Source organism: Enterococcus sp. AZ048, assembly GCF_051715125.1.
Classification (GTDB): Bacteria; Bacillota; Bacilli; order Lactobacillales; family Enterococcaceae; genus Enterococcus_A; species Enterococcus_A gilvus.
In genome coordinates this window covers 740,311-756,827 of record NZ_JBIOTD010000002.1, presented here as the reverse complement: position 1 = coordinate 756,827, position 16,517 = coordinate 740,311, and the positions used below count along the sequence as shown (strand labels likewise).

General features: G+C 44.4%; 16 protein-coding genes. 11 read left to right on the top strand and 5 right to left on the bottom strand.

Annotated features, from left to right (window positions below; all coding sequences use genetic code 11):
* The first annotated feature begins 208 nt into the window (after window positions 1–208).
* Entirely contained in the window at window positions 209–2,686 is a 2,478-nt protein-coding gene (locus IGI66_RS17410; protein ID WP_438849753.1) for an InlB B-repeat-containing protein, read from the top strand.
* Window positions 2,687–2,877: 191 nt separating this feature from the next.
* On the opposite strand, the gene IGI66_RS17405 is transcribed toward IGI66_RS17410, so the two are convergent.
* Complete coding sequence (locus IGI66_RS17405; protein ID WP_316406774.1) at window positions 2,878–3,786, bottom strand: LysR family transcriptional regulator; 909 nt, start codon at window positions 3,784–3,786, stop codon at window positions 2,878–2,880.
* Window positions 3,787–3,912: 126 nt separating this feature from the next.
* Between IGI66_RS17405 and IGI66_RS17400 the strand changes: the two genes are divergently transcribed.
* The 7 genes from IGI66_RS17400 to IGI66_RS17370 all read left to right on the top strand — a co-directional run bounded on the left by IGI66_RS17400 (window position 3,913) and on the right by IGI66_RS17370 (window position 9,743).
* On the top strand, window positions 3,913–5,499 hold the full coding sequence (locus IGI66_RS17400) for an acyl CoA:acetate/3-ketoacid CoA transferase (RefSeq protein ID WP_438849752.1): 1,587 nt from the start codon (window positions 3,913–3,915) through the stop codon (window positions 5,497–5,499).
* 1 nt (window position 5,500) lies between these two features.
* On the top strand, window positions 5,501–5,941 hold the full coding sequence (locus tag IGI66_RS17395) for a MaoC/PaaZ C-terminal domain-containing protein (protein WP_010778761.1): 441 nt from the start codon (window positions 5,501–5,503) through the stop codon (window positions 5,939–5,941).
* Complete coding sequence (locus tag IGI66_RS17390; protein WP_316406777.1) at window positions 5,938–6,876, top strand: ketopantoate reductase family protein; 939 nt, start codon at window positions 5,938–5,940, stop codon at window positions 6,874–6,876. The genes IGI66_RS17395 and IGI66_RS17390 overlap by 4 nt, the downstream gene beginning before the upstream one ends.
* On the top strand, window positions 6,869–7,243 hold the full coding sequence (locus IGI66_RS17385; RefSeq protein WP_314575765.1) for a VOC family protein: 375 nt from the start codon (window positions 6,869–6,871) through the stop codon (window positions 7,241–7,243). Before IGI66_RS17390 ends, IGI66_RS17385 begins: the two co-directional genes overlap by 8 nt.
* 17 nt (window positions 7,244–7,260) lie before the next feature.
* Window positions 7,261–7,698, top strand: a complete 438-nt coding sequence (gene aroQ / locus IGI66_RS17380) for a type II 3-dehydroquinate dehydratase (protein WP_010778758.1) — start codon at window positions 7,261–7,263, stop codon at window positions 7,696–7,698.
* A gap of 11 nt (window positions 7,699–7,709) precedes the next feature.
* On the top strand, window positions 7,710–8,522 hold the full coding sequence (locus IGI66_RS17375) for a sugar phosphate isomerase/epimerase family protein (RefSeq protein ID WP_438849751.1): 813 nt from the start codon (window positions 7,710–7,712) through the stop codon (window positions 8,520–8,522).
* A 294-nt stretch (window positions 8,523–8,816) separates the two neighbouring features.
* Window positions 8,817–9,743 carry a carbon-nitrogen hydrolase family protein gene (locus IGI66_RS17370; RefSeq protein WP_438849750.1) on the top strand — a complete coding sequence of 309 codons (927 nt, stop codon included), beginning with the start codon at window positions 8,817–8,819 and terminating at the stop codon, window positions 9,741–9,743.
* 172 nt (window positions 9,744–9,915) lie between these two features.
* On the opposite strand, the gene IGI66_RS17365 is transcribed toward IGI66_RS17370, so the two are convergent.
* Complete coding sequence (locus IGI66_RS17365) at window positions 9,916–10,695, bottom strand: C39 family peptidase (protein ID WP_438849749.1); 780 nt, start codon at window positions 10,693–10,695, stop codon at window positions 9,916–9,918.
* Window positions 10,696–11,000: 305 nt separating this feature from the next.
* Between IGI66_RS17365 and IGI66_RS17360 the strand changes: the two genes are divergently transcribed.
* Both IGI66_RS17360 and IGI66_RS17355 read left to right on the top strand, forming a co-directional pair.
* The gene (locus IGI66_RS17360) at window positions 11,001–11,390 is read left to right on the top strand and encodes an RrF2 family transcriptional regulator (RefSeq protein ID WP_288227697.1); all 390 of its coding nucleotides are present in this window, start codon (window positions 11,001–11,003) and stop codon (window positions 11,388–11,390) included.
* Window positions 11,391–11,529: 139 nt separating this feature from the next.
* Window positions 11,530–12,135, top strand: a complete 606-nt coding sequence (locus tag IGI66_RS17355; protein WP_438849748.1) for a class I SAM-dependent methyltransferase — start codon at window positions 11,530–11,532, stop codon at window positions 12,133–12,135.
* 731 nt (window positions 12,136–12,866) lie between these two features.
* Here IGI66_RS17355 and IGI66_RS17350 read toward each other — a convergent pair.
* Window positions 12,867–13,772, bottom strand: coding sequence for a helix-turn-helix transcriptional regulator (locus tag IGI66_RS17350; RefSeq protein ID WP_438849746.1), 906 nt, complete (start codon window positions 13,770–13,772; stop codon window positions 12,867–12,869).
* Between the two features lie 94 nt (window positions 13,773–13,866).
* Here IGI66_RS17350 and IGI66_RS17345 point away from each other — a divergent pair, with 94 nt between their 5' ends.
* Window positions 13,867–14,268 (top strand): transcriptional regulator, encoded by a 402-nt coding sequence (locus IGI66_RS17345; protein ID WP_438849745.1) that lies wholly within the window; start codon window positions 13,867–13,869, stop codon window positions 14,266–14,268.
* 319 nt (window positions 14,269–14,587) lie between these two features.
* Here IGI66_RS17345 and IGI66_RS17340 read toward each other — a convergent pair whose 3' ends face one another.
* Together IGI66_RS17340 and IGI66_RS17335 are read right to left on the bottom strand one after the other, a co-directional pair.
* Window positions 14,588–15,172 carry a LysM peptidoglycan-binding domain-containing protein gene (locus IGI66_RS17340; RefSeq protein WP_438849744.1) on the bottom strand — a complete coding sequence of 195 codons (585 nt, stop codon included), beginning with the start codon at window positions 15,170–15,172 and terminating at the stop codon, window positions 14,588–14,590.
* A gap of 616 nt (window positions 15,173–15,788) precedes the next feature.
* Window positions 15,789–16,259 carry a cysteine hydrolase family protein gene (locus tag IGI66_RS17335; RefSeq protein WP_438849743.1) on the bottom strand — a complete coding sequence of 157 codons (471 nt, stop codon included), beginning with the start codon at window positions 16,257–16,259 and terminating at the stop codon, window positions 15,789–15,791.
* Window positions 16,260–16,517: the final 258 nt, after the last annotated feature.

Genomic DNA, 16,517 nt, shown 5'->3' with positions numbered 1-16,517 from the left:
AAAACGAGCATTTAGGGCAAAGCAGGGACAGGCGTTATCGTAAGGGTATTGGATCGCATGGGGACGGGGTTTGTTGGTAGTGTCGCGCAAACAAAATCTTGTTTCTTCGTTTGGGGGTTCGTTGTATCCGAGGAAGCGCCTTGTTAAAATTTACGTAAGGGAAACGTCTGATTCGATGTTTTTTTAATTCGCATAGGTGGTGGGATAAATGAAAAAAACAGAGACACGTCGTTCACTATTCGCTGATCGACAGCCGCGCTTTATTTCTAAAATTCACATGAAGCAGGTGGGCTGTAGGTTAGCTGCCTGTGTTTTTCTATTGGGAAATATCGGTCTTCTTCCGATCCACGTAGTTGCGACGGACACGACAGAATCGACCAGTGATACGACGGCACCTAGTACTTCCACAACGCTAGAACAAGCAACTAGTCAACCCGCACCTTCTCAGGAGACCTGCACTACGACGCAGGAAATCACTTCTCACGCACCTGTGTCCCTAGATGAGACCAGCGCTTCCGCAAAACAAGGCGCCTTAAAAGAGAAGCAAAAAAGGGTTTCTCCGCAAGAACCGCGCCTGTTTTCGAGTGATTGGTACGCAGAGGAGGAAAGCGGGCGCATGGTCATAAAAAGCTATACCGGAGATCCCGCGACGATCAAAGTCCCTTCGGTCATTGAGGACAAACCCGTGGCGATCGATCTGAATGCTGTGCTTGGCACGTATTTAAGAAGCCAGACGAAAGCGTTTGAGATCGAAGCTTCGAAGGAGGGTCAGGCGCCTGTGAAGGTGACTGGAAAATTTGAACAATTATTTATGGATAATCTCTCGCTTTCTTCTGCTCTTTTTGCGGATGCGGACACCTCGGCCATCGAGAATATGAGGTCTGTATTTAGCGGCTGTAAGAACTTGAGTCAGGTGGATGTCTCGAAGTGGGACACGGGCAATGTAACGAATATGGCGTCGATGTTTTTATCCTGCCATGGGTTGAGTACCTTAGATGTGTCCAATTGGGATACGAAAAATGTTTCTGTCATGTATTCCATGTTTGCTAATTGTCGGAGTTTAAAAAGTTTGGATGCTTCTAGGTGGCGGATCGAAAAACTATTAAGTATTGAAGCTCTATTTAACGGCTGCACCAATCTGATTCGTTTAGACTTATCCAGTTGGAATACAGTAAATGTCCAAGCGCTGTACGGTGTATTTGACGGATGCGAGGCGCTTGCCGAATTAAAAATAACAAGAGACTTCCTTACCTTTTCACTTTTACGAGAACTTCCTGTGTCTGAGAACAATGGAAAGACCACGTATGCTTGGGTAATGGATGATGGGGAGACCGTTTATGATTCGACAAGTGAGATGGTCGCTGGCCATCATACTCTGAGGGATGACGCCGTCCACACCTATACGATCCAGAGGCAGCATGAAGTAGCGTTTGATACGGACGGCGGCACAGATACGCCTGCAATGCAAAAGGTTTTTGAAAACAAAAAAATAACTGATCCTGCCTACTCAGGCACGAAAAAGCAGAACACTTTTATCGGTTGGACCTTGAACGGTCAGCCGGTTGATTTTACAACATGCGAGATTACGAGACCAAGTACCTTAAGGGCACAATGGGGAACGATTCAATACGCGGTCCGATTCAATAAAAATAACGGAGCGGGGGCAATGGCAAATCAAGAATTCTTCTATGGGGAAGAAAAAATACTGACACCCAATGCATTCGTGAGAACGGGCTATACCTTTAAGAATTGGAACACCCAAGTTGATGGGCAAGGAACGACAACCTATAGCGATGGGCAGCTCGTGAAAAATCTCTCTGAAATAGAAGGGGACCAGGTCGATCTTTATGCCCAGTGGCAGCCGATCACCTACAAAGTCACCTTTGACAGCGCAGGCGGCACAAGCATCCCCGAACAAAGCTATACGATCGAACAAGGAATCGAGACCTTTGCGACGCCGAAGAGACCAGGGTATACCTTCCAAGGTTGGTATGCTGAGAATAAAAAGATAGAAAAAATCGCAAAGGGAGAGACGGGGGATCAAAGGGTAAAAGCGCGATGGAAAGCTACTTCCTACAGGGTTATTTTCGAGCCGAATGGTGGAACGGACGACGCGTCGAGCCAGCAATTTATCTACGACAAGACGTCGAATTTATTTCCAGCATCGTTTACCCGTAAAGGCTATTTCTTTACAGGCTGGAATACGCAGCCAGACGGCAAAGGGACCGCGTATTCAGATGCGCAAGCGGTGAACAATTTGACAGCGGATCAGGAGGGTTCGGTCACCTTATATGCCCAATGGCAACCGGATAAAACAGCTTTGGAGGAGCTGATCAATAAAGAGAAGGAGAGACGCCGCCGCAAAACGAGCTACACGAAGGACAGTTGGCAGACCTATGAGCGGGCGATGGCAAAGGCGGAAAAGGTTCAGACAGACCGCCAAGCGACCGTGGATGAAATCCAGATAGCCTTGACGAGCGTAAAAAACGCGATCGTACAGTTGGTGCCTAGTAAGACGTCCGATACAAGTCAAAAGCCTGCACCCAAAAAAGCACCGCCACAAAAAAGTGCCCCAGCGAAGAGCTATCCGCGCTCGGGCACGCTGGTAGAAACAGGCCTGAAAATCTTAGGACTCGCTTCAGTCGCCATAGCGGTTGCGGGTCTCATAAAACGGAAGGATGACTAACGAGGACGACTGTTTTCTTCTCTCATGCCAGTGGTCTGCGCCTGTTCGAATTGGCGGATGTCATATTGGACAATCCTTCTACCTATGGCGATAACAACAACTATAGAAAAACTGCGTGAGTCACGGTTCGTATACGTGACTCACGCAGTTTTTTTAGTGCATTCATAAAGGCTGTATTTCCCAAAAACCCCCTAAACATGCTTCAGCAAATTCTTTTCTTCTTTCTTTACATAGTCGATGAATTTTTTTACTGCGGGTGATTTGTAGCGCAGCGGGTTTTGGGCTAGATAGATGGTTTGGGTCAAAAAGGTCTCTTTGATATAGATCTCGCGGACGCCAAAATTTTTCATGATACTTGATTTAGGGAAGATGCCAATGCCTAAATTTTTACTTGTTAAGCTGAGTAAGGTCAAATCGTCCAGCACTTCGTAGGTGATTTTCGGGGACAGATTTTTTTCAGCAAAGAAATGATTGATGAGCGGCCGCAGTGTGCTTGGCTCGTGAAAGGTAATAAATTCATAGGCTAACAGCTCCTCGATCGAATAATATTTTTCACTGGAAAGCGGGGAGAGTTCGCTGACGATAAACACCACCGGTTGGGTATGGAAGGTCGAAATGGTCAGATCAGAAAATTGGTCAAGGTCAGGGTGCTTGTCGTTGCCGGTAAAAAAGACGGCATCGTATTTTCCTTCCTGCAATTGGAGCAGTAGATTCATCGTATTATTTTGGTTTCCCCGAATTTTTAAATGGCTGATCTGCGCGTATTCTGCTAGAAGATTCGGAATAAAAATGGGTCCTAACGAATACACGAATCCAAGATCGATGCGGCCATTCTCCGCATTTGTCAGGGAGTAGAGTTCTTCTTTTCCAATATCCAATTCGTTGATGGCGCGGTGCACACGTTTTTTATAGAGGGCACCAAATTTATTTAATTGGATACTCCTGCCGACGCGGTCAAAAAGCTTTATTCCTAAGCGTTCCTCTAAATTACTGATGGATTTGCTTAGCGCGGGCTGGCTGATAAATAGCTCGTCCGCGGATTGCTGCATGTTTTGAGTATTGGACAAGTGGAGAAAATAGCGCAACTGCTGCACATTCATCGTGGTCGCTCCTTTTTTGTTTCCAGTATAGCGCATTTCGATAACTAAAAGTTATTAAAAATAGAAAAAACGGTATTATCTTCTATGAAGTGATCGCGCTATGATAAAGAAAAAGGAGGCGACGTTTTGGGTAAGAAACAGTCTAAACTAATGTCCGCACAAGAGGCAGTCAAGCTGATCGAAGACAACGACACCGTTGGATTTTGCGGCGCTGGCGGAGGCATCACGGAACCAACAAAGGTCATCTGTTCATTAGCAGAGCGATTTAAAGAGGAGCAGCACCCAGCAGATCTGACATTGATCCATGCGACGGGGCTGGGGGATAGAAATGATCGCGGAATGTCCCCGCTGGCACAACGAGGAATGGTGAAGCGAGTGATCGGCGGTCATTGGGCGCAATCACCAAGGTTGGCAGAAATGGCAGAGCGAAATGAGATCGAAGCCTACAATTTTCCGCAGGGAGTCATCAGTCATTTAACACGCGCCGCTGCATCGAAGCAGCCGGGGATCTTCACCCATGTTGGCTTAGGGTCGTTTATTGATCCCGAGCAGAGTGGCGGTCGATTAAATGAAAAAACCACGGAAGAATTAGTGAAAAAAAGCACAATTGATGGGAAGGATTATCTTTTCTATAAAACGACACCGATCGATGTGGCGGTGATTCGCGGGACCACCGCGGACACAGACGGCTATATCTCGATGGAGGATGAAATCATTTATGGCGACGCGCTGGTCTTCGCCCAAGCAGCACATAACAATGGCGGAAAAGTCATCGTGCAGGTGCAGAAGGTCGTAAAGGCTGGCACACTGCATCCGAGACAGGTAAAAATCCCAGGGTTTTATGTCGATGCGATCGTAGTGGATGAGGACCAATCACAGCTGTATGTCGGTGGAAACAACCGATTCCTTTCAGGGGATTACACCTCTTACTTGGATTCTACGGAGTTGATTCCCTTGGATCAGCGAAAAGTCGTTGGTCGCAGAGCGCTGTTTGAGGTCTCTTCTGGAAATGTCGGCAACGTCGGTGTCGGGATCGCTGATGGGATCGGGATCATCGCCAGAGAGGAAGGGATACAGGAAGCCTTCACTCTTACGGTTGAAACAGGAGCAGTCGGGGGCGAATCGGCTCAAGGAATCTTCTTTGGGGCAACGTTGAATAGTCGGGCGTTGATGGATATGCCTGCGCAATTCGATTTTTATGACGGCGGCGGCTTGGATGTCTGCTTCTTAAGCTTTGCGGAAGTGGATGCAACAGGCAATGTCAATGTGCATCGCTTCAATGGAAAGATCGTCGGGACTGGGGGCTTCATCGACATTTGTCAAAATACGCAAAAAGTTGTTTTCTGCGGCACGCTGACGGCCGGGGGCTTAAAAACGGCGATCCATGATAAGAAGCTCACGATCCAGCAAGAGGGTCGCTTTAAGAAATTTATTGAGAAGGTTCCTGAGATCACCTTCAATGGCAAAGAGGCCATCGCGCGGGGCCAAGAGGTCTATTACGTGACGGAACGCGCCGTTTTCAAATTGACCGCGCAAGGGCTGGAACTGATCGAGATCGCACCCGATATGGCTATTGAAGAGGACATTGTACAGCAAATGGGTTTCCGCCCGATCATTTCAGACATGCTTCAGGTGATGGACGCGCGTTTATTCAGTGAAGCGATCATGGGCATCAAAGATGAATGGTTAGATAACCAATTAGGAGGAAAATAGAATGAAAGAATTGCCTTTAAAAGTCAACGATACGTGCTCTTACACCAAAACAATCAGTGAATCGGATGTGTACCTGTACGCAGGGATCACGGGAGACTTCAGTCAAATGCACATGAACGCAGAATTCATGAAGACGACGCCCTACAAAGAACGGATCGTCCATGGGGTCTTGACCTTCTCCTTTGGGTGTACGGCATCGACCTTGATCCAGCAGCAAGCAAAAGCAGACATCCCAAGTGTTTCCTACGGGTATGACAAATTGCGCTTCATCAAACCTGTCTTCTTCGGAGATACGGTGACAGCGAAGTATACCGTGAAAAAAGTAGATGTAGACGCGATGAAAACTTACTCGGATGTAGAGATTTTCAATCAGAAGGGGGACATTTGTGTGTATGCACAGCACATTTTGAAATTTATTCCTGAAGAGGAGATGACCGAATGAAAATCTGTTTTTTAGGCGCGGGGGCTCTAGGGAGTTCCATCGGCGGCACGCTGGCGCTACATGGCAAGGACGTTTACTTAGTGGATCAGTGGCAGGAGCATGTGGATGCCATCAATCAAAACGGATTGATCTTTATAGAAGAGGACAAAGAAATCCGTGTACCCATCAAAGCCGTCACGAATCCTGCTGAATTAGATAAAATGGATCTGATCATCGTATTGGTCAAGTCCTTCGCAACAGAAGCTGCCATTCGACAAGCACTTCCATTGATTGGGGAAGAAACCGTCGTATTGTCCCTGCAAAATGGGCTAGGCAACGAAGAAATCATCGAAGAACAAGTCGGCGCCGAAAAGATCATTGGCGGAAAAGCCTACGTTGGCGGGGTGCTTCAGGCGCCAGGAAAAGTCATTCCCGGTGTGAAGGGCAAAGAAATCTGTATCGGCGAGATGGACGGCAGTCATTCCGAGCGGATCACAGCCATCGCGAAAGAACTGAACGACGGCGGAATCATCACGAAGGTCAGCGAAAATATCAACGGAATGATCTGGGACAAGCTGCTGATCAATGTCGCCACAGGGGCATTGGCAGGAATCACCGGACTTGGCTACGGCGACTTGTACAAGATCAAGGAAATCGAAGAAACAGCCTTTGCGGCGATCGAAGAAGGCGTCGCGATTGCCAAAGCCAACAACATTCGTTTAACGACCGAAGTTCCCGTTCAAGTATGGGCAAAAGCGGCGGTTGGCTTGCCTTACGAATTTAAGACATCGATCCTGCAAAGCTTAGAGAAAAAGCAAAAAACGGAGGTCGATTTTATCAACGGCGCGGTTGTTCGCTGGGGCGTGAAAATGGGGATTCCTACTCCCGTAAACAGCGCATTGACTGCCTGTGTGAAGGGCATCGAAATGAAAAACGAGGTGATGAAAAATGACTAAAGCCTATGTCGAACATGTCGCTCTTTTCGTCACAGACATTGAGTGGTACATCGAGTTCTTCCAAACGACCTTAAATTGCACCGAACGCATGAGAAAAGAAGAACCCGGTCAGCCGCGGCAAGTTTGGCTGTATGGGGGCATTCAGTTGATTGAAAATACAGAGCCGCAGCCGACGGGGAAACTCGGACACTTAGGGATCATGGCCGACAATCAAAAAGAAGCTTTGGAAAAAATCAAAACCTACGATGTCAAACCGTTGCCGCAGGGAGAGAACTGGTGGCAATTGCCAGACGGTCTTTGTATTGAGATTTTACAAGCAAATCCAGGCACTGTGAAAGATGTTTTAGACATTGTGCCTTGGCAATAGTAAAGGAGAACCCAGTCATGAAAAAAATATTAATGCTTCATGGAGTCAATCATAATATGTTCGGCCACCGCAACCCAAAACATTACGGAACGGTGACGCTAGATGAGATCAATGCCAACATGGCGACGCTTGCAAAAGAATTAAACGTCGAAGTCGAAAGCTATCAAACCAATGATGAAGGTAAAATGGTCGATCGCATCCATCAAGGCTACAAAGACCATGTGGACGCGGTGATCATCAATGCAGGAGCATGGACCCATTATAGCTACGCCATTCGAGACGCGTTGGAAATTTTAGAAGTTCCCTTTATTGAGATGCATATGTCCAATGTCCACGCGCGGGAGGAATTCCGCCACCATTCTGTCTTATCAGAAAAAGCCCGCGGTGTCATGGCAGGCTTTGGATTTGAAACCTACCAATTGGCCCTGCGCGCAGCCGCGACGATGACAGAATAAGGAGGCCAGCGATGCGATTTGGTGCCTGTTTCAATTTTATTGCTCCCGGAAAAGAAGGGATCAGCCCAGAAAATATCCGAACCATTGCCGAATGCGGCTATGACTACCTTGAGCTCCCGTTGTCAACGGTCATGGAGCTGTCAGAAGAAGCATTCGACGCGCTGCAACGCGAAATCGCCAAAACAGGGATTCGCTGTGAAGGCTGCAACGGCTTCTTGCCAGCAAGCCAGCGAATCACCGGAGAGACCGTCGATGAGGCCGCCGTTTTGCACTATGTCGAGAACGCCTTCCACCGGGCCAACCGCTTAGGGGCCGAATTCGTCGTTTTCGGCAGCCCCGATGCGAAAACAGTCCCGGCAGGTTTTCCGCTAGAAAAAGGCTGCCAGCAAGTCGTCGATTTTTGTAAAAAATTCGCCCCCTTGGCTGAAAAATACGCGCTGACGCTTGTAATTGAGCCCTTGAATAAAGGGGAATGCAATATCATCAATACCTTTGAAGAAGGGTGTCTGATCGCGAATCACGTCCACCACGAATCAGTCAAGGTATTGGTAGATTACTACCATCTGATGCTGGAAAAAGAACCCCTGGCGCATCTGGAGGCATACGGACCAGAACACTTGGCCCACGTCCATTTTGCAAAAATCCAAGGCCGCAGATTCCCTGTATCGATGACGGAAGATGCCCATTACGCACCTTTTACCCAAACCTTACAGGCGATCAATTATCAGGGAAGAGTCAGCGTTGAAGCCTTTACAGACGACCTTTCTAGCGATGCAGCGCAGACGCTGGCATTTTTTAAAGAGGTTTTTGGCGCAGAAGAATAACTACTATACCGATTACTCGTATTCATAGAAAGACCCTGTCACATCAACTGTGACGGGGTCTTTCTATCACTTATTCTGAACCTAATACACGCATAGCCAACCGATCATATAGTCTGGGTATGAGCTTCGTGAATTAAGTAGAGTTTATAGAAGTTTCTTACAGCAGAAGTGATAAATGTACGAAACGATCGAATGTAATTAACCTGTACGGTCGTATATATAATGAAAAAAAGATTAAAAATAAAAGATAAAGATGTTATAATTGGTTCACTTATTCTGTTAGGAGGTCAAATTATGATTGCGTTCACCAAAAGCAAATGCAAGGTAGCGGTGGTACAAGCTGCCCCAGTGCTATTTGATAAAGAAAAAACGATTGATAAAACAATCCAATTAATACAAGAAGCGGGGGAAAAAGAGGCAGATCTAATTGTGTTTCCTGAAGCATTTATTCCGTGTTATCCTAGAGGATTTTCGTATGGGTTCGTTGTCGGAAGCAGAACGATGGAAGGCAGAGAGGACTGGAAACTCCTATACGATCATTCTGTAGTCGTTCCTAGTGCAGATACTGAAAGAATCGGCGAGGCCGCGAAGGAGGCCAATGCGTATGTTGCGATTGGCATCAATGAGAGAGACCCTAAAAATTGTACGCTGTATTGTAGCTTTCTTATCTTTAGCCCAGAAGGGAAAATCGTTTCTAAGCATCGAAAAATGAAACCTACTGGCACGGAGCGTTGCATTTGGGGAGATGGCAATGAGGGCGCTATTTCCACTGTCGATACAGACTTTGGAACGATTGGCGGGCTGATTTGCTGGGAAAACTATATGCCATTGGCTAGAGCTGCGTTGTATCAAAAAGGGGTATCGATCTACTTGGCACCTACGGCAGACAATCGAGAAGAATGGCAGCATACGATGCAGCACATCGCGATGGAGGGGCGTTGTTTCGTGATTGGGTGTAATCAGTATGTCACAAAATCTCATTACCCAGAAGGCCTGCATTATCAGAGTGAATTAGACCATTTGCCTGAAGATTTGTGTCCTGGAGGAAGTTGTATTGTCAGTCCTTTTGGGAAGTATCTCGTGGACCCTGTGTGGTCTCAAGAAACCATTCTCTACCAAGAATTGGATATGGAACAAGTTCCACTTAGCAGAATGGACTTCGATTCGACGGGGCACTATTCACGTCCTGATATCTTTCACTTGGAAGTCAAAGAAAACTAACGATTGAATTTCTTTTTGAAAGTATAAATAAACGTCTGATTGCTCTATTAAATAGAAGCAACCAGACGTTTTTAGATGAACTAATGACAGAAACAGCGAGTTTTTGTCAAATAGTTTGGCTATCTACAGAGGGTGTAGCGGATTCTTTATGCCTTTTCTGGAGGATAGACACTCAGTCATAAATCACCCAATAATGAACGAGTTCGGGGGATAATTGCTCCTCGGAATAGGTAGTCAGCGAATGGTTCTTCAGGGAATTGTCGCTAGGATCCAGCAGTCGAAAGCCGCGATCACTGACATGGGTCAAGACGAGAGTATGACCGATCGTTGTGAACATGCCGGGCTTCGCCGCAGCAAGAACCGGGATGTCCTTCTCTAAATACGGGCGCGCGTTTTGAATATCTGTGCCCAAATCCTTGTAGGTATACTTATTTTTTTCCGCAAAATCCTTATAGATCGACCATGAGGTGCCTTGATCCGTGAAGTAGTTATTTTTACTCCAGTTTAAAATGGTCTCAGGAGAAATTTCCTTGTTCTTTATCCGCGAATCAATGATGGCCAACGCGTCAAGCGTGCAGCCGTTCATCGCAACGGTCGGGGCTTCGTCTCCCCAGCCATAAGATACATTCGCCCAGCGCTCATCTGTTTGCAGCAGAAGCCAGTGCGTCAATTTTTCTTTTTTTAACAGCTCTCTGACCTTTAAGGAATAGGCCCGTTGAGGCTGCAACATCAGCTCGTCTTTTTCAGCTAACTCCTTTTTAAGAAGGGCATTTTCCTTCTTTGCGCTGCGGGCATGGGCTTCAAAAGTGTTCTTCTTTTGATGTTCCATGAGTGCTAAAGAAAAAAGAAAGACATTCAGTAAAAAGAGGATCAAAATGACTTTTACCGGTTTCTTTAAGCGACGCCTCTTTTTGAAAAGCGTACTGAGGACGTTCATTTTCTCCTTGATCATTAAAAAACTTCCTTCACAAAGTTTTGTTACGAATTCGTAACGCAATTGTAACATTTGAGAAATCTTTTAGCAATATAAAAAATATTCTATTCGAAGAATTTTTCTTCTAGCAATTGATCAAGGGAAGGGGAATGTCTTGAATTTTATTACAACTATCGGAAAAGTCTGCTTCATGGCGTCATTTCCTCATGTGGAAATGAAATGTGAAGGCCCCACTTTCGAAAGGTTTGTGAAGGATTGACAAATTCATTTTAACCATATATTATAGATAGATGATGTCGCTAATTAGAAAGGAGTTAGATCCGATGAAATTTACAAAAGCAGCCAATATGGGTCTCCACGTGATGGTTTTCCTTGCACAAAAAGACAAAACAAACGAAAATTTGAACATCCATGAATTAGCAGATAGATTTGAGGTTTCCTCTTCGTATTTGTCTAAAATTCTGACACAGCTTGCAAAAGCCAATCTCGTAGCTTCCGTTTCTGGCGTTAAAGGCGGCTACAAATTGAAAAAAAGTGCCCCAGAGATTTCCTTTTTAGACATTATTCAAGCCATTGATGGGCTTTCAGATCGCGCCTTATGCTTAGCCAACAATCCACGCCAATGCCCAATCAGTGACATTCTCAATGAAGGCGAAGAAAAAATGTGGACGTATTTTTCTTCCGTTCACTTAAGCCAATTGACAGAACTCTAAAGTCTTTGGTTTGTTTTAATTAGCGATATAAGGCATCTATAATAACGGCAAGAAGCACACTGATACGTCAACTGAATGAACGACAGGCGTTGTTTTATTCGATTGAATCCAAGAAAAACTACAGAAAGAGGTTAGTACAATGACAGAAGAACATCATGGGCACCACCATCACGATCTAAACGACGAGGAAATGTTTCAGAGAATGGTTGCTATTTTAGACGGAAAAGAGCGGGAGGAACAGCTATCCGCAGAGGAAATCATTCAGTATTTACCGGATCTGTCCGATAAAACAATCTTTGACGGGGGCGCTGGGACGGGGTTTCTATCGTTGCCTTTAGCGGAAAAAGCAGCGCAGGTGATCGCGTTTGATCAATCGGAAAAAATGCTGCGCTTGGTTCAAGAACGAGCGGAGAAAAAGGAATTAAGTAACCTTACAACGATGGCTGGGGATATAAAAAAGATCCCTCTTTCCGATAATTCTGTCGATCTTGCGATTGTTTCTGTGATGATCCATGAAGTCCATCCATTCAAAGAGGCGCTGAAAGAACTAGAAAGAATCATTACACCCGATGGACAATTTGTTATTTTAGAATTCGAATCAGACACTCACCAAGACGAGGGCGGTCATCGAATCCCCTCAAAAGTCATGCGAAACGAACTGGAAGCACTAAATTTCCCAATCGTGGAATCCATCATTCCAGAAGAAGGCATGTACCTGTTTATCGTTGGGAAAAGAATCATTTAGATTAATTTTCTGCTGCATTTAAAAAAACTGGACTGGTGAAGGTCCGGTTTTTTTGATTGTACGCCTAACGCGCTTCAACCATGACAATATGTTCAATTAAATTATGCGCTCTCACGTTGATAATTTTCTTATTTTCAGTGTGCAATTGATGAATATATGAACAATCAATCTACTTTCCTTTTAAAATCCGCTAAACGTTTCTTTCTACACATGCCCATAAAAAACTCCTTTCGCCGTCAAGCCCCTTTTAGTTTCAGTATAGTATAAACGCCAAGTCATGGATAGACGAATAAGCTCTAAAATGCCTTGGTGTCTCACTTGTCAGCCCACCCAGAGCATCGCAATCATTTATTCATTTTAAGCATATGTTTGACATTGAGTGCAAATATTCTAGTGATTTCAAGAAAGTTTGACATTGAGTACAAACATACTGGCAATATCACGAAAGTTTGACATTGAGTACAAACATACTGGCAATATCACGAAAGTTTGACATTGAGTACAAACATACTGGCAATTTCAAGAAAGTTTGACATTGAGTACAAACATACTGGCAATATCTCGAAAGTTTGACATTCAGTACAAACATTCCGAGGAAATTTGTAAAAAGAATTGTATGTCACTCTGAGACAGTTACCGAACAGAGCATGGAATCATCGAGCTCCTTAATTTCAGTGATTTTATTCCATGAAAATGCGGAAAAAACACTTTCTAGCAGCCCTTCAGAATCGCTATTCCTCCAAAGAAAGATACTGTGAGAGCGTGTCCGTCAGTTCTTTTCGGACGCGGTCTTGGATGCGGGTGGGCTGGATGATTTTCAGGTGCTTGCCAAAGGACAGCAGGTATCTGATCAGCCATTCTTGGTCGGGTAGCTGGGTGGAGACGACCGCCGTTCCATCTTTTTGCAGGGCGATGTCTGCATGATCAAATTCATCGAACACGCGGTACAAGATGTCTTTAGAAAACAACAGGGTCAAAGAAATAGTCTCTTCTTTCCGACTGAGGGCAGGGGTTTCAGGCGGCGCTATCGGGAGGAAGGTCTCATCGAGAAGCTGCAATGAGTGCATGCGGCTGATTTTGAACATCCGAAACTCATTTTTGTTCAGGCAAAAGGCTTGCAGGTACCAGGTTTGAGATTTGAAGAGCAATTTTAAGGGCTTGCAGACTCTTTTCGTATGTTGGTTGAAGGAATTTAGATAATCGAAGGTGATTTTCCTCCTATTTAAGATACTTGATTTGAGACTGTCGAAGGTGTCTTCCTTTTTCTCTTGATACCATGGGGAAAAGTCGATGTCTAACCAACTATCATAAGAGAGATTGAACAGGGACTGTAATTTTAAATAGGAGCTGTTGCTTTCCTCTGGGACAATCGTTTTTATGCTTGTCAGTGCCAGCAGCAAATGCTCCTGTTCTTTTTTTGACAGTAACACGTTGTCCAATACAAAGTGATCCATCAGGTAAATCCCGCCATTTCTGCCAGTATCTGCACAGATGGGGATGCCGAGACCGCTGAGGGTATCGATGTCTCTAAAAATAGTCTGCGTCGACACTTCAAACAGAGCCGCCAGCTCTTTTGAGGTCGTTCGTTTTGTATTTAAAAGGTGATAAATAATTCCAAATAGGCGCTCGTTCGTCATTGACGATTCTCCTTAAAAATTTTCGCTAAATAATGACAAAAGGTGTCATAGTATCTATAGTACTATTTAACCATAGTCGTGAGGAGGAATGAACATGAAGTTTTCGATTTTTGATACGGTGCGCACGAACAATTTCAAGGATGCAGCGATCCAGGAAAAAATTATCGGTCTTTGGCAGCGAAATGCGCCTGCTATTGCTCAGGCGAAGGAACAAGGCAAAACGATCGTGGCGGTGTACCATGAGTACGAAAGTGATTACAAAGGCGATTATTCTGTTTCGATCGGCACAGATACGGAGACAGCGCCTGTTTTCGATACATCGAACTATCGCTGGAAGGAATATGCCGTGGATGCCCCGGACGAATTTGGCATCCTAAATACATGGAAGCAAATATGGTCAGAAGAAGACGCCCAGGCACTTCACCGCGCATATGGGTTCGATTATGAAGCCTACACACCTACTGGGGAACAGGCGATTTTCATAGGAATTCTCTAGCTTCCGACTCAGCACTCTGACCAAATCACACAGGCAACGAAAATCCAGCCGCCAAGGAAAGTCACAGGCGGTCAACACTTGAAATCATCCCAGCACGAGAATCCCCCTGCGTATACGCAGGGGGATCGTTAGCGTCTCGTCATGGATCACGCCCATTGATCGAGCGTTTGCTTGAAAAACTGAATAGCAGACCTAGAGACTGTATAGATTTGAGGACACCTTATAAAGTCTTCTTTGATAAAGTATTACACTCGATTTGACAATTTTAGAATAAAAAAAGTACCTATCGAAAAATAGGCACTAATCAGAGTAATAGGTATTATTGTTCTGTATTATCTACTGCTGGCAATTCAGGCTCCACAGAATCGTGTGGATTTTCCAATGACTCGTCGTCTTCATCATCTTCTACTTGCGGCTCTAGTAGTGGAACCGGCTCGAAATCAGAAGGAGGCACGATTTCTTCATCTGAAGTGTCCCCAGAACCTTCGACAGCAGGAGTTTCAAAATACGTGGTAGTGTCAGCCTGTGGCTCCTCGTAATAAAACTCTTGATAGGCGCTCTCTGTTGGAATACTTGCACTCGGTGGAATTAAAGTTGGCGCTTGAGTTATCGAGGTGCTGATCTTAGTAATCAAAATATCTCCCACGTTGATCTGGTCGATGTGATTAATGTTATTTGCCGAAGCGAATACTGTGAGGTCTAGATTCAAGGCTTCAGCGATGGCGGACAATGTGTCTCCTGACTGAACCGTGTATTGACCAGAATCGTCAATATCATTTTTTATTTGTTCAACTGAACGTGGTTGCCAAGCGGAAGCATCGGCTATATCAGTTTCATAAAGAACCCCTAAAGTGAGTGAAGCTAAAAGTGAAATACCCAACAAAAACGTTTTATACTTTTTCATACGTTACCTCCATTAAGTTGATTTAATTAAAACCATGCAGCATTATGAAAAGAATCGTACATATCCCATAGGTTAAGTTTACCAGATTTTATCACGATAATGGTCATTAAAATAATTGTTAATTAGATAATATGAGTAAAAATCAAATTTTATCTTTTTTTATCAATATGAAAGTCAGAATCTAGCAACTAATCGAATCATTCGTTTGATGCAACCTATCGGAATATCGTTGAAGAAATTAAAAACAGCCGGACACTCAAAAAGTGACCGGCTGTTTGTTTCGTCAGATAAATGCAGTAGTAATTAATTCCAATACGCCTAGAAATCCCGAGATGAATGCTCGGAGGAGTCTATTTTTTATTTTTGACGTGTGGTATTGATTCAAAGAAAAGCCATAACTACAAAGTATGATAAGAAGTAAAAAGATAGCAATCATGAAAACGTTCATTTCTCCAACTCCTTTCAATGTAAGCGAAGCAGGGGGAGTTGTAAAGGGAGACTTGGGGTCTGTTTTTAAAGAAGAAACTACGGAAATCCTGCGGCGGGATAAACAAAAAAGAGGACGTGTGAGTTGTTCTGTAAGTCACGCCCATTAATTATATAAAAGAAAGTTTCGTCAGTTCCTTGCTAAATAGTCATTTGTAGTGACGGTTTGTATTCCTCTTTTTCCTAATTTCCTGTTATAGACAGTTTGAAAAATAGGGATGACTGAATCATGAGCATCTGATAGTAAGGTTACGGAATAGTTCTGATCCAAAGCGCCAAGGCAGGTATGTTGGATGCAGGCGTTACTCATCAAGCCAACAACAACAAGAGATTCACACGTCATTTGCGTAATGGCATGATTAAATTCAGATGACGTAAATGCGTTCGGCTTAGTTTTGTTAACGGTGAGATCATCCGCGTGTCTATTCAATTCGGGTGATACATGACCATAGCCTTTTTGCTGAATAAAGATTATTTGCGCTTCTCTTTTACGAAAAGAGTCAATAACGGCATTTATATTTGCGATCAATCCTCTTTTTCTAATGATCGGTGCAAGAGTACCGGTTTGAACATCTATTACCAACAACACTTCCTTGTTCATATCGTGAGCTCCTTAGGTTTTTATGCTATTAATAGTAGCATATTTTAATTTGGCAAACAAAAGGGGATTAATTTTACCTGTGAATTAAATGGTCGTAAAAATCCTCGTTTCAGACCCTGCAAGGTCACTGAAAAAAGAATGATTCCCCATAGCGTTCAGGAACTTTTAGTCCCATAGGAGTCACTAGAAAAGCAACCGCTCTCCAACAGTGTTTTATTTCCTTGATTTTGTGTTTTTTGCTATTATTAGTGGGCATCA